Genomic DNA, 19,898 nt, shown 5'->3' with positions numbered 1-19,898 from the left:
CTTACTCTTCAAAAGGACGGATGGAATCGGTCACGACCCGCGCGCCATGCTGCTGGATCAGCAGCTGCACCGACGGGTCGGCCATGAAGGCGGCTTCGGCCGCCTGCTGTCGTTCGCCACGCTGGCGGTCGGAACGCTGGTGCAGCGTTTCGGCCTCGGCGTTGCCATGTTCGATCACGATCTTCGGGGTCGTTCCGAGCGGGCCAGACAGCGCCTCGGTCAGGGCCGCCAGCGATCGGTCCGAACACAGGTACTCAAATCCGGGCGATACCGCCAGTTTCAAGACACCGTGCTGGAATCCGACGAACGCCGCGTGCGCGGCGAGCTGCCGGGAGGGACCATTCAGCTGGCTCTGGGCGACCAGCTCCAGCCAGGTTTCGGCCGAGGTCAGGGCGACCGTGCCGCCCTGCGGGGCAGACGGAGCACTCGCCGACGCGGGCGTCAGGGAAATACCCTGCGGGCGCTGCGGCGGCATGGGTGCTGCGGCGGGAGCCGGCGCTGCCGGTCGAACCGGCGGCGCTTCCCAGGGCGCGGCCATGGCCGCGTCGGGGCAGGCCAGTTCCACCGCCAGGGCCTCGTCGCGCTCGTCGGCGCCGGCCTGGTGCCACGGCGGCAGGTCGTCATCGGCGGCCGCTTCGACCATCGATGCAGGTGTCGGTTTCGGCACGACCGGTGCAGGGGTCGGCGCGAGAGGCGCCACCGCCATTGCAGGCGCAACGACGGGCGCTGCGGCGGCCACCGGTGCAGGCACAGCGACTGGCGCCGCCACGGCAGCCGGCGCAGCGGCGAGGCCGCCCTGCTCGCTCCCGCGCGAGCCGGCGCCCGCGTCGGTACCGGCACCCGGATCACGCGGCACCGGCGGCACGGCGGCGGCCGGGCGGAACGCGAGCATGCGCAGCACCGCCATTTCAAAGCCGGCGCGCGGGCTCGGCGCCAGGTGCAGGTCGCGGCGGCCGCCCAAGGCCATCTGGTACCAGAGCTGGACCACTTCCGGGCGCAGGCGCAAGGCAAAGGCGGCAGCATCGATGCCCTCGCCGTCGGCCTGCGCGCCCGGCACCAGCTGCTGCACCTGGATCCGGTGAAGGGCCTCGGCCAGTGCTTCCAGCACCCCGCTCCAGTCGGGCGAGAACTCGGCCAGCGCGGCCACCACCTGCAGCAGGCGTACGCCGTCGCCGTCGGCCAGCGCGTCCAGCATCGCCGCCACCTGGGTACGGTCGACCGTGCCCAGCATGGCCCGCACCACGTCTTCACGCAGCGCGCCGCCGGCATAGGCGATGGCCTGGTCCAGCAGCGACAGGCCGTCGCGCAGGCTGCCGTCGGCGGCCTTGGCCAGCTGCACGATCGCGGTCGGATCGGACTCGATCTCTTCCGCGGTGAGAATGCGGGTCATCTGGCCCTGGATCTGGTCCTCGTCCAGGCGCTTCAGGTTGAACTGCAGGCAGCGCGACAGCACCGTCACCGGCAGCTTCTGCGGGTCGGTGGTGGCCAGCAGGAACTTCACGTGTTCCGGCGGCTCTTCCAGCGTCTTCAGCAGCGCATTGAATGCCGCCTTGGAGAGCATGTGCACTTCGTCGATCAGGTAGACCTTGTACTTGCCGCGCGAGGGCATGTACTGGGCGTTTTCGATCACCTCACGGACATCGTCCACGCCGGTATTGGACGCGGCGTCGATTTCCAGCAGGTCGATATAGCGCCCGGAGTCGATATCCAGGCAGGCCGGGCACTGGCCGCACGGGTCGGCGCTGGTGCCCTGCTCGCAGTTCAGCGACTTGGCGAAAATACGCGCGATGGTGGTCTTGCCGACCCCGCGGGTGCCGGTAAACAGGAACGCATGGTGCACCCGGCCGCTGTCCAGCGCATTGCTGAGCGCACGGACCACGTGTTCCTGGCCCACCAGCTCGGCAAAACGCTTCGGACGCCACTTGCGGGCAAGGACGAGATAGGACATCAGGCCACCGTCTTCATCGGGACGTCCATTGTGCCACGCCTGTCCAGCCCCCCTGCCCCTGCGTGAAGGTGCTTGTGCATCGCACGTTCCCCGGCTAGAATCTGCGCCCCTGCAGCGGGTTCGCAGCAGGTCCGGAGAGGTGTCCGAGTGGTTGAAGGAGCACGCCTGGAAAGTGTGTAAGCGTCTAAACCGCGCTTCGGGGGTTCGAATCCCCCTCTCTCCGCCAGACAACGCAAACCCCCTGATTTTTCAGGGGGTTTTGCTTTTCTGGGGTGACCGGATGCAGGACACAAATCGGGACACATCTCACGATGCGCATCCCACACCATCTTGTTCGCTCACCCACTGGGCTCTGGTCGTTCCGGCAACGGGTCCCCACCGATCTTCAGGCCATGATTGGCCGACGCATCTTCAAACGCACCCTTCGCACGTCCGAGCTGGCCGTGGCCCAGCTGCGCGCCCTCGGCCTGGCTGCGCGTTATGCTCAAGCCTTCGACGTGTTGAGGGAACAACGCATGGGAACGAAGGACGAAGACATTGGAGCGCTTCTAGATCGCCTGACCGGTTGTGACCCGCTCCAAAAGCTAACGTTGAACCGGACCAAGGCAGCCGACGGGACGGTGACTGAGCATTGGCAAATCGATACCCCCGAGGACGTGACGCTCTACCGGCAGATGATGGAGCTTTCGGCCTCCCAGCCCAGTGCGCTGAGCGAGTTGATCCACGAGGGCGTGCCGCCCATGCCGGTGGCCCGTCGGGTAACCAAGCCTGCCGTGGAGACCATCACCCTGGGCAAGGCTCGCGACGGGTGGCTGGCCAGCATCCAACCCGGCTGCCTGCCCAAGACCTACACCATCAAGAAGACCGCCATCGAGGCGCTGGTGTCCTTCCTGGGCGACAAGAGCAAGCTGCACTCACTGACCAGGTCCGACTTAGCCCGCTGGTATCAGTTCATGCGAGATGGCGGCGCAGCCACCCCCACCCTTACCAATAAACAGTCCTATATCGGGGGCAAGGGCGGGTTTTTCGAGTGGGCGATGGCCTCCGGCCACTACCCCAAGGGCGACAACCCGGCTTCCGGCCACGTCACCTATTCGACCCGGGAAAAGCGCGCTCGGAAGAAGTTTGGCTTCAAGGCCTACGATGCCCACCAGATCCAAGCATTGTTTGCGCCGGCCGCGTTTGAGGAGCTGGCATTGTCCGCCCGCTGGGCCTCGCTGCTGGGTCTCTACACGGGTGCCCGGGCCTCAGAGGTCGGCCAGCTCCTGGTCGAGGACGTTTTCGCGGTGGAGGGCCTGCCCTGCATTAGGATTTCTGACGAGGGCGAACATCAAAAGGTGAAGACCGAGGTCAGCCTGCGCACGATCCCCGTGCATCCGGACCTCATCGAGCTGGGATTCTTGGATTGGGTGGACACCCTGCGCGCCGACAAGGCCCCAAGGCTCTTCCCTGCCGCGAAGGCGAACGCAAAAAACGGGGCAGGCAACTGGATCACCAAGGCCTTTGGCCGGCACCTGGAAAAGGTCGGGGCCAACTGGCCGGAGGCAAAAAGGGGCTTCCATTCTCTCAGGAAAACACTGATTCAGGAGCTTCAAGGCGCTGGCGTGGTCTCCGAACTCCGGGCCCAACTGGTGGGCCATGAACTGGACGACGAGCACCATGCGACTTACAGCCGCAGCTTCACGGCACGGGAAAAGCTGCAAGGGCTCAAGGACGTTTCGCCCGGTCTGTCAGTGCTGTCGTATGGACTGAACCTGCCTGTCCTGAGGAGCCTTCTGAGCGTCTAGATTCAGCGAGAATACCCAGCGGCAACGAGTGAACTATTAGTCAATTCGAGTGCTCGTAACTAGGAGGTTGTATGGGACGGCGAAGCGGCTTAGAGGGGTTTTTGCGGGCAGCCGGCCGGGCGGCCGCAGCGGCGGAGCGAGAAACCAAACGGAAACAGCGGATGCAGGCGACGCAGCAAAGGCAGCTGGAGCGCCATGAGCGTATGGCCGCAGCCCAGGTGCTGCGTAAGATTCGCGCCTCCGAGTTGACGGAAAGGGAGGCAGCCCGCCAAGCCAAAGCGGGATACCTTGAAGACCGGCAGACCGAGGTCGATGACCTCAATGCCGAACTCAGGGACCGACTACAGGAACTTGAGGGCTTACTCGGCCATACCCTTTCGGTGAACGACGCCATCAGTTTCGATGGCCTACGTCACACCGCCTCACACCCCACCTTTGAGGTGCCGAGGGAGTTGGTGCCCGGCTTCGCACCAGCCGCTGTCGAGCTCGTCCCACCGACGGGCCTTGCCCGCTTTTGGCCGGGAGCCGGGAAGAAGCACGGGGCGGCAATGGCGGCGGCGCAACAGGCGCACCAGCAAGTCCTGGACCAGTTCCAACAGGCAGAGACGCTAAAGAAGCAAAAGCTGGCTGACCTGCGTGCCCAGCACGAAGCTGCGCGCGCCCTCTACGAGGCGGATGTGGCCCGCCGAAACGGGGAAATTGACGAGTTCCAACGCGCCTACTTGGCCCATGAACCTGATGCCGTCGTGGCCTACAACGACATGGTTTTGGCACGCTCGGAATACCCAACCGAGGGATTCCCTCAAAGATTCAAGCTCGCGTATGCAGAGGCGTCGAAGGAACTGGTCATCGAATACGACCTTCCCGAGCTTTCGGTCGTGCCCACGGAGGCCGACTACCGCTACGTCAAGACCCGGGATGCTATCGACGCCAAGGCGCGTAAGGCGAGCGACATCAAAGCGCTCTACCAGGACATCATCGCCTCGATCACGTTGCGCACACTGCACGAGGCGTTCGAAGCCGACCAAGCGGATGCCTTAGGATTGGTGACTTTCAATGGGGTGGTCGATGCGCACGACCCCACCACAGGGCAAGAGGTCCGCGTTCCCGTGGTGTCGGTCCGCGCGACCAAGGCCGCCTTCCTGCAACTGCGGCTCGAGCGCGTTGAGAAGGTCGCCTGCCTTCGCAACCTTGGCGCCCAGGTCTCGAATAGGCCTGACGAGTTGCAAGCCATCAAGCCAATCGTCGAGTTCAACATGGTCGACAAGCGCTTCATCGCACAGTCGGATGTGCTGTCTGGATTGGAATCCCGCCCGAACCTACTGGACTTGACTCCAGGCGAGTTTGAAGCGCTAGTGTCCAATCTTTTTAGCAAGATGGGACTTGATACCAAGTTGACCCGTAGCTCCCGAGACGGGGGTGTGGATGCCGTGGCCTTCGACACTCGACCTGTGTTGGGGGGCAAGGTGGTTATCCAAGCGAAACGCTACAAGGACACAGTCGGCGTGAGCGCGGTCCGAGATCTCTACGGAACGATGCTTAACGAGGGTGCAAGCAAGGGCATCTTGGTCTGCACGAGTGGCTATGGCACGGCTGCGTTTGACTTTGCCAAGGACAAGCCCATCGAGCTTATTGATGGGGGCGGGCTGCTCTACTTGCTCAGAGAGCACGCTGGCTTGGACGCCCGCATTGCGGGTTAACAAGCAGCGCACCGGCATTTGATTACGCTTTTCCAGGACTGCCCACCCTTTCGCAAGAGATGATCGCGCACAGGGTTGGGCCAAGCCTAGGCGTTGGAAGGCAACTTCGATATTTGTGAACCAGCGCAGATTCCCTCCCTTGCGGATTTCGACATCGCTGCTTCGATGTGGGGACCTTCCACACATGGACCCTCAATGCCCGCCAACGTAGAACTTCGAATCGCCAGTCGCCTCCTTCCCGCTCTGATGGCGCAGAGTGGGACGCGCGACATCGCTGACCGGGAAGCCGATATTCAACACGCGCTCGATGCTGCAGCCCTGCTGATGCGTCGCTTCGCCGCCTCTCCCGCTGGGCAGGTGCAGCACGCTTATGTTCCCAGTAGCGGGAGCCGCTCGGCCCCACGCGCTGCTGCGGTGGACCGAGCCCAAGTCCCACCAACGTTTCCCTCTCAAGAAGAATGGCGTAAATCTCGCGGACTTCCCCCCGCCCCAACTCCTCAGGCCGCTCGGCAGCCCTTCCCTGGACTGTCTCCCCGCTAAAAGACAAAGCCCCGCTCAAGCGGGGCTCTTTCTTTCAGTGCAAGGCTGGGGGCTTTGGCTTCGCGGTCGGCAGCACCTGCTGCTCTTCGATGTGAGTCAGTTCCTGCTGCTGTGGTAGTAGTTCGCCCGGTGAGGCCAAGCTCTCTAGCTCGGAGGCACGGCGGACAACGTCGGCATCCACCTCTGCCAGAGCCCCATCTGATCCACGAAGCCTCGCTTTTTCAAGCTCTTTGGTCCGTTGCTCTAGGACGGACAGGCGGCGCTCCCGGCGCCTTATCCACTCTGGGCGAGAGTAGCAAGCAGAGCCGAGTGGGTAATCGGAGTTGAATCGCTCCCACTCCTGCTGGGCGATGTGATGCAACCGCTGTGCGCGTCCCAACGCCAGCAGGCGCATGGATCGTCCAATGACGGCGTTTCTCAGGGCTCGAACCTGAAGCACTGCTTTTGTTAACCACTGGCGGATGGCCACGGTTTCCCCTACATCAGCCAGTGCGTCCCGAGCCCACTCCAAGCCGGCTCGGATCCGGTGCAAGGAGAGATCCGCCCTGACGCGGGCGATGTCCTGAAGATCCCGCAATGCCTGCGTAATGCGCTCGGTAAGACTGATCGGCTCTTCTGCTTCAGTGCCCTCCCGGTGCCGGCCGATGACTTGGGCGAGACGAATCCCTGAGACGCCCCGGATTTCCAGGCCCGGCGCCAAGTGGGGCACCGACGCCCTGGAGCCCCACTCGCGACCGGTCGTCTGGCTGGCTAGCGGGCTCGTATCTCGCCCTGCCTGATGGGACAGCATATCCAGCTGCTCTTGGTTGCTCGCTTCGATGGTCTCGTTTTCGAGAGCAAGGCGGCTCTCCTGACCTTTGCGTGCCAGCGCTGTGGCCGACTTGCCCAGGTGCTTGGTGGGTTCCCTGGTGAGGGCGGCGGCTTGGAGCTCATCCCCTCGGTCGGCGGCCGATCGGGCTTGTTCGGCCAAGCTACGATGGTCGATGGTCACAGCCAGGCCCGCGGCCTCTAGGTGAGCGTTCGTGGTCTCAGCGATCATTTCCCTGACCCACTGGACCTGGGACTTCCCCGAGGCCCCGCCATCTAGCTCCCTCGTTTTCTCGCCAAAGCCCTCAGGTCCAATGCGCCTCGTGCTGGCAAGGACGTGAACGTGGTGGTTGAGCCCGTCTGGGGTGCCCGGAGAGTGGATGCTCGCCTGGACCGCGAATTGGTATCGGTCGACCAATGCTTCAGCGATGGCGAACGCGAGGTGCGCCCGCTGCTCGTCGGAGAGCTCATGAGGCAGCGAGAGCTCGAACTCACGCGCCACCGTCGAGTCCTTGCGACGCTCGGCGGCCTCCGCGACCGCCCAGAGTTCGCCGGGCACCAGCGCCCAGTCGGGGGCGTCAGGGGGCGCGAGGCAGAACGTCTCAACGACGCCGCTCCTGCGGCGGTAGTCGTGCTGCTGCCCGGTGATGAGGTCGGCAAGCAGAAGCCCGCCCCGGTAGGCGGCTGCGGCGACGGCCGATTGCCCCTTGGCTCGGCTAAAGGTTTTAACTGCGGTGTGGTAGATGGCCATGAAAACTCCTAGGAAACAGGAGTCTTTATGGACCAGCTTCTGCTTTTGGCAAGCCTCGCAGAGGCTTGGGGTTCCAGGGGCGCAGCCCTTGGCGCACGCATCCGTCAGGATGCCTAAGTGCGCTCTTGCTTTTGGTCGGAGAGCGGGCATCATTCGCCTGTGCGCAGCTGGTTCACCCCGCTTCGTCCGCATGGAGAGGTGAGCAAGAGCTTTCCACTGACATGTCAAACCTGGTCGAACATTGGATATCCTAAAGTCGCCCATACGAACCACCTGTAACGAGAACTCATCATGACAAATGCATTAGAGCCGCACGAAGCTGAGGCTATCTCCAACATAATCGACTCGCACTGGGCAACCTTTAAAAAGCCAATAGCCTTGGCGAACGTAGGCCATCAACTGAGCGCACGGGGCGAAGATGTCAAGGCGATTCTGAAGGGTCGAAAAATGGGGGAGCTGATAAAACAGGCGTTTGATGACAAATATGCTATCCGAGAACGACCTGGCGTCCTGTTAACCTGGGAAGTCTATCCGAAAGGGAAGGAGGAAGATCCGGCTAAAAACAATGCTACAGATGCGGATACGAAACCCAAAACGATAATTCCTCGGATGCCATCGCCCGTTTGGCATGCCTTCACCAAGGAAATATCATCAAACCGGCGAAGAGAGGTCACACTCTCCCCCTTCAGATTTATGGATAGGAAAGAACAGGACAGCATTGATGAAGCCAACCTCCTCATAGAAGGTCAGTATGTGATACCAAGAGGATCACTTACGGCAGGTCAACATGCGTCTGAAGTGTGGGCCAGCATCCAGCGCTGGTCTGAGTCCCAAGGCTTGGAAATCATGCGAATTCTCGAGCGCCAAAACCACAGCAAGGTAGAGTCAGTCCTAAACTTGATGATCAAGTCTCTCTCGCAAGATCAGCTCAGCCGGGTTCAGCTTCCGCTTGATGTTGTCGCAACCCTGAGAGACTCCAATGCATGAAGCATATCATTTGCTATACGGGGATTCCGCACGCAGACTTTGATTTCATACAGCGCAGAGCAAGAACCATCACAGGCTCCGACACGGAGTTCTACGGTCGAGGGCTCAAGAATAATCAACACCAGTATCTAGCTAAAGACGCGAAAGCCATCATGCAGTTTTTCGCCGACCGGATAAGGAAAGACAAGGCTAAACAGTCAGAATATTCTTACTCAGTTATATATATTGAGAACGACACGATTAATTCGACCATCCTGAGAGACGGCCTTTTCCCAAACTTTTTCGCAACAGGAGCCGCATGGACCTTTCAATACGGCTCAGTAACTGAGCGCGAGCAAAATAGACAAGACCTAGTAACAGCTCTTGTCGAATCAACAAAGAAAGTTAAGCGAGCGCTGCCCCACCTACGCAAAGAGTTCACCGAACGCTCAAACAAGACCCCCCTTCTGTTACCCCTGCAGAACTTCGAGGCTAATGAAATCTCAAACCTACTATCCAACGTCAGTAATGGCATTCTAGACGCCATCGACCCTACCGCTACGATTCGCGAGCTGGTTGCGGATTTTGAGCGCAGGTTTCCGCCTACCCTCGACTGGACCAGAAAGCCGCCGCAGACTGTCTTTACAAACAATGCAGGTATTAGGTTCCGAGCGCCTGGAAATGATCGCCACGGATCCGCCCACCCCGAAACAGAAGGCCATCCGGACGATTGTGTGATTGCAGCCTTTAAGCGCTTAGGCGTGACATATGATCCGCATTTTCATTACGACTGCACACGACTAAGCCAGTCGAAGCTCTCTGCTGAACTTCACAACTGCCACCTCCCACGCGACTGGATGACCGCAAAGAAATCTCATTTGAACATTGCGCCCAATGATGCGGTCCGCTAAAAAGCAGTTGGCCGGCTTGCGCCGGCCAAAGCCATACAGGATGCTCGCCACTGAGAGTCTTTCCTCTCAACATGCCTCATGGTCCTTGGTAGCCATACTGAGGTAGACGAGCATTTAGCAGCGCCGCGCAAAGTATTCAGCCAACAAGCCAACCTCATCTCGCTCGCAACCTTGGAAGCTGTAGAGAGGTTCTCGTGAAGCGCCTACTCCTACATAGCTTGTAGAACCGGCGCACATGGGGCGAACAGCTATGTTCCATGAAACATTTACGCTTGTCAAGTGGATCAAGGACCCGCCTACTTTACCGCAGAAGAAGCCTAGCCTGGCTCAGTTTCCGCCTTCTAAGGTGCCTCCTCTGTCCGCCAAGGCAAAGCTCGCAAAGTTCAACAAGGAAACCGCCCGCAGAGCGTTCGTTTCCGAGCCATAGCTGTAGTCCATGCCATGAAGCACTTTGTGCCGGTTTAGACCCGAGAAGTCCGCCGGCAGGGTGTCGATTGCCGAAGAAAGGGGGGACTGGGTGCGAAACACCTCCCAAAGGTGGCGATTCAAATCGCTGGTCTCTAGGCCGTCGATAAGCCCTCCCATCCCCTTAGTCTGTCGGGTGGTATACAGCTGCCGCCCCCGCTCATCATGGGAAATTCCATCGGCCTGACTGAGCATCACTGGAATACTCAACAGGTAGTTCCCCAAACGGTGCGCGTTGAACGCGGCCGCTAGAACATGTGCCCTCTTCGGGTGCCGGCTCAGAAGTCTCTCCTCGATCACATCGAGGTTCTGCCGAAAATAGCTCTCAAGCTCCGCACTAGCTTGGTCAGCCGCTCCACCCTCGAACGCATCATTGAGCGAGCGAATGCCTGTCAGCGGCATCTCAGGATCGATATACCAACCATGCTGAGCTAGCCTCAACAGCTGTGTCTGGAACCGACCTGGGAACTCCGCCACCAAAATGAGAGTCTTGCGCAGGGTCTCGACCATCTCCTTCGTCGCCGGGTTCTCAGACCAGGCGTTGAATTCAGTTCGAAAACGCTCCAGGTGATCGTGGAGTTGTCTCTGGACCCGCAGCGCAGGTTCAGTCGCCCTCTTCAACTCCTCGGTCCAGCCTCGATAAGTTCCGAACAAATCGTCAACAACGTCAAAGGGTCCTTTCGGGAACTCCGTCATCGTCTTTACTCCTCAGTGACGAGAAACAATCGCACAGATGCAAAGTCAACGATTGGCGCAAAAGCCCAATGCCAAGATTTCACGGGCTGTCTCCCAACAGTCTAGAGACCCAGCTCATCCAGCCCGATTCCGAGTAACCGGCAGCGGCCCTAAGGCCCATGCCCGCTGGGTGGACCGTCAGCGACGACAGCTCATCTCGAGACTGGAGAAAGAAGGGGCCATCGACCCCCATCACGTGGTGGTCGCCCTGGAGAGCATCGCAGTGGGAACAATGGTTAGCCCAATACTTGACGCCGGCCGTCTGCGACTGTCCGACACGCATGAGCGGCGCGTCTTGGACGATGACCGCCGCAACGGCAGGATCCAGAGATTCGACGTATTGAAGAACAGCAGCATCAGCAACCTCCAGTTCGCCCTCCTCATCGAGCTCTTTGAGGCGAGGAACCCAGATCGCAGTGACCACGGTCTCTAAGCCACACTTCCAACAGACCATGGGAGCCTGGAGCAAAGCAAAGCTAGGCGCTTGGAGATTGAAGTCAGTCACGGCCAGAATCCAGGTAGTCTCCACGGTCCCAAGATCGGTAGCGCCAAGGGAGGACCTCCTCCAGGGCTGTTATCCGCGGATCTGGCATCAGTGATAGCGCAGCAGTGCCCAAACGCAAGCGCTCTAAGCGATCGTTAGGCACGAACAGCCACGGCCGAACCGTCCAATCGGCTGGGATACCGCAATCCCTGGCTAGGGCTGTCCGCAGGCGTTCCCAGTGTTCGTCCCAGCTCCTCAACCGATTCAGGAGGGTTGGTAGGCGGGCCGCATAGGAGATTTCGCATAGGTAGGCAGCCCGGTCCCGGACGTTCACAGCGACCGCGTCGCAATACCAGTGGGGCCCGCTGGTGTCCGGATTACTGCCCGGATTCAACTGAATGCAGCACTGAGGATTGACGAAAAGCCTGCGGTCAGCCCGCAGGAAGTCTAGAACTACCCCTTCGAAATGATCCACGTTGCCTTGCCTCTGATGCTTACTGCTACTTGGACCTAGCCACCCTACAAGAATTCGTTTACGTCGAGCCCGTCGTCGAGACTATCAGCCCATTGGTTGAACCGCCCGTCCTCCGAACGAGGCAGCGGGTCCGCAGTCGGAGCCCGGATCAGGGTAGCCAACTGTAGGCTGCCACCAAAGGCCAAGGCATTCTGACGGGCTAGACCGGCGATGCGCCGGACCTCCCGTTTGTCCGCCCACTCACTGGCAGACTGAATGGCCGAAAGGTCCTTCTCCGACGACAGCCGGAAGGACACCCAGGTGTTGCACTGCGAAAGCACGGTTGGAGAGATCTCCGAGGGGCGCTGGGTGCTCAACCAGAGCGCCAGCCCGAACTTGCGCCCCTCTTTGGCTAGGCGCTCATATGCCAAGGCGTTGTTCACGGCCTCGTCGCCGGTTCCCATCTGGCGTAGGTAGTGGTGCGCCTCCTCCAGCACCAACAGGGTCTCTCGTTTGTTCTCTTGGCCACGACTAAAGAGCTCAAATGCATAGAGCTCCAAAACAGCACCCAGGACAAAGGGGGTCAGGTCATGAGATACACGGCGGAGGTCAACGATGTGCACCCGCCAGTCGACCTCATCACCGCCAAATAGTCTTTCCACGACCGCCTTTGACTCGTTGCGCCAGCTGAGTGGGCCGCCGCAGCCCGCGCCTCCCGCCACGTCAACGACATCTTTAAACATCTCATCGTCAGTGAAGCGGGCAATGCGTGTAATGAGGGGAGAGATGTTGCCGTAGTTCCAGGCATTGCGCTCCAATCCTTTGTTGCTTGGCGAAATGGCGTGGCTATCTGCTATCAGCGGCCCCATCGCCTGCATGGGCGGCCATGCTGAGGCGACGGGAGCCGTTCCTGCTCTTAGGCATTGAATAATGGCTTGAGCATCCAACACCCTGTCGCCTCTACAGTCATCAAAGAGCGAAGCCTGTGTGTCGCTCTCTAGGCCTGCACCCTTAGAAGACGCAAACCACTTAATCTTGTTCAAATGGTCTAAGGCAAAGGTCAGGGCGGGCCGTTGAGTCTTGTCACTTGGCAACAAAAGACGTTGCAGGCCAAGGCGACCCAATGCGTAGTAGGGGATGCGGTAGCTGTCCGAATCCGACCCACCGATCCGAGTGACCTTGATGGCATTCGGAGGGTAGCTGCTGGCGGGGAAGGCGTCTTCGTATTCACCGTTGATATCGAAGATGACGACGCGCGCCTTAGGCATCTTCGCGATCTGCTGGAGCACCGCAGCCGTAAAGCAGCTCTTGCCTTGCCCTGAGCTGCCGAGCACCGCCACATGCCTAGACACTAAATTCTGTAGATCAATGGTCAGACGGCCGCCACCTCGGAGGTCATCCCCTAAGTGGATGTCCGCAGGCGTGGCTGCGTCGCCCCCCAAGATCGATGAGAGCTCGTCGTCGGTGAGCGGGAAGGCCTCAGCACCGAGTGCCGGCGAGGAAAGCGAATCCGACACGAACGTTAGTCGTCCAGAATCGCGGCGCAGTCGACCGACCACCAAGCCCGTAAGGTGACGCAAGGGCTCGGAGGACACCGAAGTCCCCGAAAGTCCGACTCGGTGAACCTCTTTGGGCTCTGCAAACGACAGGGATTGAACCTTCATAACCAGCAGGCGCCCGCCGGATTCAATCCCCAGGAGGCTGCCGACTTCAGTGACGACCGAGACGCCATGCACGTGAGCAGCCAACTGCCCCCTATGGACATCCATCAGGTTCAGCGTGATGTCCACGCCATCGATTTGGACAACGTAGCCTACGGCTTGACGGCTTCTCATGCGAAACCTTCCTCTGGCGCGTCGGGCTTCTCAGCCATCAGTCGCCTGCGCAGATCTGCCAGCTCCTGGTCATAGACCGTCGGGTCAGGGAGATCGGCTGCCAATGCGCTGGTATAGGCCCTGGCGCCGCCACCTACGATAGTCAGTCGAGGGGTTTGCAGGGCCAGCAGTCTCCGCACGGTCTGTGGGAGCTCCGCCCTCGCAGGGTCTCCTTTGAACTCTGGGAGATACACAACCACCTGGAGCGTGGGATTGAGCAACGCGGAGCGAATGAGGCGGTTGATGTGCTCATCGCCGAAGCCGTAGCCATTGATGATGAGCGCAGTCTGCGGGCGTGCCATGAACTCCGCGAATCGCCGCAGCAGTTCGCCCATGACATATCCAACGGTCTGAAGATACTTGGCTGCACGCGGAAGGACTAAGTAGCTCAGCTTGTCAGTGAAGCCGGTCAAGAACTCATCAATATCGCGCCAAGCCTCAGACGCCGGCACCTCATACAAGTTGTGGTCAACCTCTTTCCAAGTCAGCGAGCCGTGGAGCTTGGCTAGGTAGATGTTGTAGACGCCGAAACGAGCTTCTCCCTTGGCCTGGGCGTTGCGGAACCCGAGGTCGAAGCTCTGGGGTGAGAAGCGGCGGCTATGCACGCCCAAGAAGCCGTTGATGATCTGAAGGTCAACCGACTCCGCTGCCCACTCGATTGCTAAGTCATAGTTGGTGGTGAATACCCATGGCGCGGGCTGGCCGGGCTGTCGTGCGGCAGTGATTTTCTGGAGGATAGAGCGGTGGGCACGGAGCTCGTCAGCCAAGTCGGCTCCCAAGGGCGACTCCCACCACTCTTCCTTTAGCGTCGCTGCCGATACGACTGATCTGAAGAGAGCCGTCCTGACCTCTTGCGCTTCAGCGAGCTGCGGACTGAGCTGCCGCTCCCATTCCAAGATTGCGATTTCAAGCCTGTCTAAGAGGACTTCAAAGTTTGGCAGGCTTGCAGTGGGGACCGGGATAAACGGGTTGGGCGGGATCGGCACAGCGCCCGGCGGGAGCGGAGGAGGAGGCAGCGGCAATCTCTTTTCGTCCTCCGTGATGAACTTCTGGGCAAAAAGCCAATCTGCCTTGGTCGAATTTCTTGCCAGGAAGCTAGTCCACAAAGTCCTCATCGTTTGCCCACCAGCGGAGCACGATGCCCCAGCCCCCAACAACAGACCCACGTTCTCCAGTCGCAAAAGAGATGCGAGATAAGCCTGCAACTCCAGTTCGTCCGTGATTTGCTTCCCGCCGCGATACGCAACAATGCTCATCTAACCCCCTGTTTCGTCCTTGTCCTTCCCCACCCGCGTCGCGCAGGATGAGGTCGCCTATTCGAGTGGAGCTAAGGTTGGACCCGCAGCCTCTGGCGACTCACCCACTTTGTAGTCCGTCACCAGCCATCCGTAGACGTCGGATAGAGCGTCAGGGATGGACGCTATGTCGGTGCAGGCAATCTCCACTTCAGACGGAAGATCCCCCGATGCGCCCTCCACGCTCCACACGATGTCGTATACCCGAAAAGTGGTCACCTTCTCTCCTTGGCCATGCCTCTGCCAGAGCTTAGCTCAATGGCTGGACGCATGGAGGACGCCAGCATGAGGTGTGGCTGGCGTCACCGACGTCTTGAAATGAGCGGACGGTAACGGTCTGCTTCAGGACGTATGTAACCGCAACCTGCCCTGCTCACGTCGTCCCAGCCGATTGTTACCGTCCATTGGCTTGGTCGATAAGATGATGCAGCGCCAAGGCCCGGTCTTGCCAAGTGTCGATGTTCCAGGAAGGATGATAGACCCAGGTCATGAGGGCTGAGCCTCCCGTGTAGTCGAGCGACCAGATGTCCCGGCGCTCGATATAGCGCCGACGGCCATTGAGCCGATTCACATCGCGCGCCAGAAATGGGGGCAGGCCCTCTTCTCGCTTGCCGTGGGGGAGAAGTCTCCACGTGGTCTGGCCCAGAACCAGGACAACGGTGGGCTTGAGTGTTGGAAGTATCTCCTCCACCAACACGTCGCCGCCTGCCAGGAGCTCTTCGTTCCGGGGGCGCTGATTCGCTTGAGACCCTGCGAAGGCCTGAGAGAGGTTCGCGAAGGCCACCCGCTTCCAGGCGTCGGCTGCGTCTTGGGCGTCCGGCTTCCCGTCAGCAGTGAGCGCCGAATCCAGGGCCTTGAAGAAGGGTCCGTCGTCGGTGTGCCGGATGGGCTCCGCCATCCCACGGAAAACATCCCTGGTGAACGGCCTGGTTACTTCCAGCGAGTCGCTCATCCCCTCTTTTCGGTAGTGCGATTCGCCCAGCAGGAGGATCCGCTGGCCGTCTATGCCATCCCAGTAAAGGTCTCCCCAGTAGGGAAGGAAGCGAACAGTGTCAGGCCACTGGTGCTCGTCAAGATTCAAACCCGGCCAGCCAACCGACCGTGGCCGAACCGATGCAATCTCACTCATCGTGATTCCCTGGCTTTGGCGCCTGAAAGACACCGGCACCGACTGATGCCGGTCCGTGGAACTACTTCTTTCCTTTCTTCCCCTTGTCGGGGGCCTGGCTCAAAGCTGACCCGGCTGCCGTCTTAGACTTGCTGCTGGTTCGAGCGTCACGCAAAACATCACTCGCAGCCTTTGCTGCCTTGGGGCTTGTCTGTTCGTTTTTAGCCATGTCGTCTCTCCCTACCACCATCTGATGGCCACGAAAGCATAAGAAAAGTGGGAATTAAACCTAACAAAGAGACGGCGGCGTTTATCCTACATTCATATTCAGAGTGCGCTTCGTTAGTTTATGTCAGTTAAACAGTACGGTAATGACTCCGAGAAATTCGCCCCACCATTCTCTCAAACCTTTGTTTTCATTGCGGTTTCCACAAATGGACCGGCGGAATGATCGCGCCGCGGCCGGGCCGAAAAGGGCCCTCCCAGGCGAGGCCTGAGGCGTTGCAAAAAGTCTCGAAATTCGATTGACGATTTTGCAGCCTGTCGTATCCCTACTTCCATCTTTCAGATGGAAGCAACGCAGTGAACAACGCCACTCAGCACTACCTCAAATCGTATTTGTCGGACTCCACCGGCACGCTCACGCTCACCAATGTTCGCATCGGTCGGGTCCGCATCGGCGAGATGATTGTCAGCGGACGTGAGGCCGCCATCCACGCCCAGGAAATCATCAACGATGCCTGCGAACGCGCCCGGCGGGCACGTCTGGGCAAGAACGCAACGCGCTATCCAGAACCGCTTCCCATCGCTGCTCCTGCTCGTCTGCTGTCAGTAGAGATCAGAGACTACTTGGCAGACCGCGAGCGCATGGGCTTGGTGCGCGACACCATCGAAGCCACAACCCGCACCCTCAAGCTGCTTCAGATGGCCTGCGGCGACATCCCCGTCTCTCGCATTGATCACACCCACATATATCGCCTTTGGGAACTGATGCGCTGGACGCCACCGTTGTTCTTCTCCAACCCCGTCTATCGCGGCTGGACCTTCGAGCAAGCCGTGACAGAAGGCAAACGACTGCACGTCAACCCACCGGCGCGCGCAACCGTTGAGAAACACCGTCGCTTTTTGGTCACGTTCTTCGGGCGCCTAGAGGATGCCAAAGCGATCCCGGGCTCCCCAATGAAGTTCTTTGCCGAGGTGAAGAAGGACTTAGTGGTTGACCCGGACAAGGCCGAACGCTTGTTCGATGAGGCAGATCTCCAGCGGATCTTCGCGCCCCAGACGTTCATCCCCTGGGCGATGAAAGCGCCTCATCGGTGGTGGGTTCCCATGATTGGACTTTACACCGGGGCACGCATCAACGAAGTGGCTCAGCTCAAGTTGGCAGACGTGGTTCAGGAGAGTGGCGTGTGGTGCATCCGCATCCAGAAGACGGTTGATGCCGACCTTAGCCACAAGGACAGGAATCGAAGCCGCCAAAGCCTAAAAGGCAAAGCCGCTATCCGGACGCTTCCCATCCCACAGCCGCTGCTGGATGCAGGTTTTCTGGCGTTCGTGGAGGACATCCGAGCGTGCGGGCACCACAGGCTCTTCCCACACCTTTCCGCGGGTGTTCGTCGTGACACGGGAGAGCCGAACGCACGATACAGCCAAGGCATCTTGAGCCAGTTCAGCACTTACATGAAGGGCCTAGGCTTCGGAAAAGGCGTCGGCTTCCACGCCTTCCGCCATACCATTGCCACAGAGCTCCACCACAAGGGAGTAGCCGACGAAGACATCGCACTCGTGACCGGGCATTCCATCAGCAAGAAGGTGCCGGTGCTGCATGAAGCGTATTTCCATAAAAAGCCGGCGTTGGCACGAACGAAGCAGATCGCCGTGCTTGACCAGTATCGCCCGGATGTCGAGCTTCCCACCTACAAGACAGGGCAGTTCAAGGCGCAGCTGGCTGACCCGAGGAAGTTCTATCCATGAGGAAGAAGCAGTGAGACGAGTGCGGGAATGGCAGGGGCGCTGCAGAGCGCCCCGCGTCAAAGATCGAGACTCTGCATGCCAATGCTCGCTCAGGCAGAGCCTTAGAAGCCAAGATCTGGGCCGCCCAAGGGGTTGACTATCTGATTACCTGATCTAGTGTTCGTCACCCCACCCCCGAGATTCCCATGCGGATTCCCAGCGCCGAAGAAACGGCCCATTATTTCTTGCAATACGGCTTGCATATCAGTCCTGCCGATCTCCGGTCTAGCAGAGGCTGGAAAGTTGCTGCGCCAAATCTCCCCCTGGATGAACGCACTTTCCCATCGCTTGGCGCGCTGTGGCTGGAGTGGATGGACTACGCCGCCGAACGACTAAGCATCGAGAGCAAAGTGAAGCGCTTCGTTGTGCGCTTTGAGAGTTCCAGCCCAGAAGAGCGCAAGAACTTGCTGAGTGCTTTGGCTAACTATCCAGATACCTCGACAGGATCTCTAAAGGAGATGTTCGAGGACCTGCCCCCACCTTCCACGGACCACCTCCCTGAAACTTGGCAGAGCGATTTTGATCAGATCTGGAACGACCGAAGGTCCGGCTTCTGCTTTGTCGCAAGGGCAGAAGCCGCATTGGATAGACTGCTGATAAGCGCCTCCGCCTAGGCATACTATGGGTCTTCCCCACGGAGGACTCTTGGATGACAACCCCCTCTCTGCTAAACGCTTCGCTCGCCGCCGCTGTCGACACACTGGAAGGACTCTGTCGTCTCAACACTGAAAGCGAGGAGACGTTCACTGGCGCGTTTATGGGTGCCATTGCAGCCTCAAGCAACCTTCTCGCTCAGTCCGGCTTGTATAAGGATAATCAGAGCCCGATTTGGTGGGGTTCATTTAGCAAGAATCGGGGCTCAGACATGAAGGTCACGGAGCCCGGTAGCGGCGCGGACTTTGCGTTGTGCCTGCTCCCCCCATCGGGCCAGGCACGCTTGATCATTTTCCAAGCTAAGAAATCAAGTTTCGATGTTAGCAGCGGACCCAAGCCTAGTAGCTGGTATGCCGACTTAAATAGAATCCCCAAAGATCGCGAAGATGGGACAACGCGCGACGCTCAGATCTTCGTGCTCGCTGAGACCGGTCGGCGCATCCAAGCCCTCAGCAAGGGGGAAGCCTACACCGCCAAGCAGTCTAAGGAGGTTCTTAAGCTACTCCAGGAAGCCGGAACGGACCCCGCTACTGTTGGAGAGCTTGGGGGCTTGAGCTGGATCCACTACCTCATCTACACCTTGGGCGAGCCGGTCTGCGTTCCCCTAAGCAAACTTGGATCTGCCTACAAGAAGGAACTGGACCGTGACCGCTCTAAGACGAAGTATCCGCTTCCAGGCGAGTCGGAGCCCGTATTGCCCTTGTTAAAGAGAGGGGCCCAAAACGATTCCTCAGGATGGCTGCTAATTGATCCCGAGATCGCAGTAGCTGAACTACCCTCCCTTACACCGCTCATGCAGGTCGTGGTCGCCGATGCGAGCGGCAGATTCGGCCCCGCCTTGCAAGCAAGTCATCAGTTCACTCAGATGGTTATCGCGCACAAAAATGCCGAGCTTTGGAGAGCCTTTCGCGCTCCCAAGCCTCCTCAAGAACCCGCGCCGCCCTCTCCCGGCGTTCAAAGCAAAAACTACAAGAGCAGAGGCGATTTCTCACCCTATTCAAGAGCCCGATCGCACATCCAGCGCCTGTGCGCGGAGAGATCCGCGCATCCCTGCCTCATCCGCGCCAGCTTGGCTGCCGCTCCTTTTCAAGATGAGAGCCTCGACATCGCCCAGCTCCAACAGCAGCTCGGCCGCACGACGGGCAGCATTGAAGTGATTGCCAACTTCAATCTCCGCTCTTTCGCTCCAGCTATCACTCCCCCATCGAACCGCCCCGAGAATAGGTGAGCCCTAGTTTCCTGTCCTGAAATACGCGCTCAGCCGGAAGTCGCGTTAGCCCGTGCGATTGCGGCGTTCCCCACACTCTCTCGTTCTTCGCGGTCGCCCTCCTCGCGTAGCTTTCAGCGTTGCAATAGGCATCTAGCAGTGGCGAGGCGGGGCGATGCGCTAACGAAATTTTTTCTCT

At 59.7% G+C, this 19,898-nt stretch carries 15 protein-coding genes and 1 tRNA gene; 8 read left to right on the top strand and 8 right to left on the bottom strand.

The window, feature by feature from the left end; all coding sequences use genetic code 11:
• Position 1: 1 nt before the first annotated feature.
• Positions 2-1,948 (bottom strand): DNA polymerase III subunit gamma/tau, encoded by a 1,947-nt coding sequence (gene dnaX / locus PDM28_RS04760; RefSeq protein WP_311183979.1) that lies wholly within the window; start codon positions 1,946-1,948, stop codon positions 2-4.
• 133 nt (positions 1,949-2,081) lie between these two features.
• On the opposite strand from dnaX, the gene PDM28_RS04755 reads away from it, so the two are divergent.
• From PDM28_RS04755 to PDM28_RS04745, 3 genes are all read left to right on the top strand, one after another.
• A tRNA-Ser gene (locus PDM28_RS04755) sits at positions 2,082-2,174 on the top strand.
• Positions 2,175-2,259: 85 nt separating this feature from the next.
• Positions 2,260-3,735: a DUF6538 domain-containing protein gene (locus PDM28_RS04750; RefSeq protein ID WP_311183978.1), complete on the top strand. Its 1,476-nt coding sequence runs from the start codon at positions 2,260-2,262 to the stop codon at positions 3,733-3,735.
• Between the two features lie 161 nt (positions 3,736-3,896).
• Positions 3,897-5,435, top strand: coding sequence for a restriction endonuclease (locus PDM28_RS04745; protein WP_311183977.1), 1,539 nt, complete (start codon positions 3,897-3,899; stop codon positions 5,433-5,435).
• A gap of 192 nt (positions 5,436-5,627) precedes the next feature.
• Here the strand turns inward: PDM28_RS04745 and PDM28_RS04740 are convergent, their stop codons facing one another.
• Together PDM28_RS04740 and PDM28_RS04735 are read right to left on the bottom strand one after the other, a co-directional pair.
• Positions 5,628-5,801 carry a hypothetical protein gene (locus PDM28_RS04740; RefSeq protein WP_311183976.1) on the bottom strand — a complete coding sequence of 58 codons (174 nt, stop codon included), beginning with the start codon at positions 5,799-5,801 and terminating at the stop codon, positions 5,628-5,630.
• Between the two features lie 208 nt (positions 5,802-6,009).
• The gene (locus PDM28_RS04735; protein ID WP_311183975.1) at positions 6,010-7,533 is read right to left on the bottom strand and encodes a MobA/MobL family protein; all 1,524 of its coding nucleotides are present in this window, start codon (positions 7,531-7,533) and stop codon (positions 6,010-6,012) included.
• Between the two features lie 291 nt (positions 7,534-7,824).
• On the opposite strand from PDM28_RS04735, the gene PDM28_RS04730 reads away from it, so the two are divergent.
• Both PDM28_RS04730 and PDM28_RS04725 read left to right on the top strand, forming a co-directional pair.
• Positions 7,825-8,520, top strand: a complete 696-nt coding sequence (locus PDM28_RS04730; protein ID WP_311183974.1) for a hypothetical protein — start codon at positions 7,825-7,827, stop codon at positions 8,518-8,520.
• The gene (locus PDM28_RS04725) at positions 8,517-9,410 is read left to right on the top strand and encodes a hypothetical protein (protein ID WP_311183973.1); all 894 of its coding nucleotides are present in this window, start codon (positions 8,517-8,519) and stop codon (positions 9,408-9,410) included. Before PDM28_RS04730 ends, PDM28_RS04725 begins: the two co-directional genes overlap by 4 nt.
• Before the next feature lie 327 nt (positions 9,411-9,737).
• Here the strand turns inward: PDM28_RS04725 and PDM28_RS04720 are convergent, their stop codons facing one another.
• From PDM28_RS04720 to PDM28_RS04700, 5 genes are all read right to left on the bottom strand, one after another.
• Positions 9,738-10,571 (bottom strand): hypothetical protein, encoded by an 834-nt coding sequence (locus tag PDM28_RS04720; protein WP_311183972.1) that lies wholly within the window; start codon positions 10,569-10,571, stop codon positions 9,738-9,740.
• Between the two features lie 79 nt (positions 10,572-10,650).
• Complete coding sequence (locus PDM28_RS04715) at positions 10,651-11,115, bottom strand: hypothetical protein (protein ID WP_311183971.1); 465 nt, start codon at positions 11,113-11,115, stop codon at positions 10,651-10,653.
• 498 nt (positions 11,116-11,613) lie between these two features.
• Positions 11,614-13,383, bottom strand: coding sequence for an anti-phage-associated helicase HerA (gene herA, locus PDM28_RS04710; RefSeq protein ID WP_311183970.1), 1,770 nt, complete (start codon positions 13,381-13,383; stop codon positions 11,614-11,616).
• Positions 13,380-14,678, bottom strand: a complete 1,299-nt coding sequence (locus PDM28_RS04705) for an SIR2 family anti-phage-associated protein (RefSeq protein WP_311183969.1) — start codon at positions 14,676-14,678, stop codon at positions 13,380-13,382. Before PDM28_RS04705 ends, herA begins: the two co-directional genes overlap by 4 nt.
• Before the next feature lie 433 nt (positions 14,679-15,111).
• The gene (locus PDM28_RS04700; protein WP_311183968.1) at positions 15,112-15,846 is read right to left on the bottom strand and encodes a uracil-DNA glycosylase family protein; all 735 of its coding nucleotides are present in this window, start codon (positions 15,844-15,846) and stop codon (positions 15,112-15,114) included.
• A 561-nt stretch (positions 15,847-16,407) separates the two neighbouring features.
• On the opposite strand from PDM28_RS04700, the gene PDM28_RS04695 reads away from it, so the two are divergent.
• The 3 genes from PDM28_RS04695 to PDM28_RS04685 all read left to right on the top strand — a co-directional run bounded on the left by PDM28_RS04695 (position 16,408) and on the right by PDM28_RS04685 (position 19,720).
• Complete coding sequence (locus tag PDM28_RS04695) at positions 16,408-17,799, top strand: site-specific integrase (RefSeq protein WP_311183967.1); 1,392 nt, start codon at positions 16,408-16,410, stop codon at positions 17,797-17,799.
• Between the two features lie 185 nt (positions 17,800-17,984).
• A complete protein-coding gene (locus tag PDM28_RS04690; RefSeq protein WP_311183966.1) occupies positions 17,985-18,452 on the top strand; it encodes a hypothetical protein in 468 nt (155 codons plus the stop codon).
• A gap of 35 nt (positions 18,453-18,487) precedes the next feature.
• A complete protein-coding gene (locus PDM28_RS04685; protein ID WP_311183965.1) occupies positions 18,488-19,720 on the top strand; it encodes a hypothetical protein in 1,233 nt (410 codons plus the stop codon).
• The last annotated feature ends 178 nt before the right edge of the window (positions 19,721-19,898 follow it).

Origin of the sequence: Stenotrophomonas aracearum, assembly GCF_031834615.1 — a bacterium.
GTDB classification, from domain to species: domain Bacteria; phylum Pseudomonadota; class Gammaproteobacteria; order Xanthomonadales; family Xanthomonadaceae; genus Stenotrophomonas; species Stenotrophomonas aracearum.
This window is presented reverse-complemented; position numbering and strand designations above follow the sequence as displayed.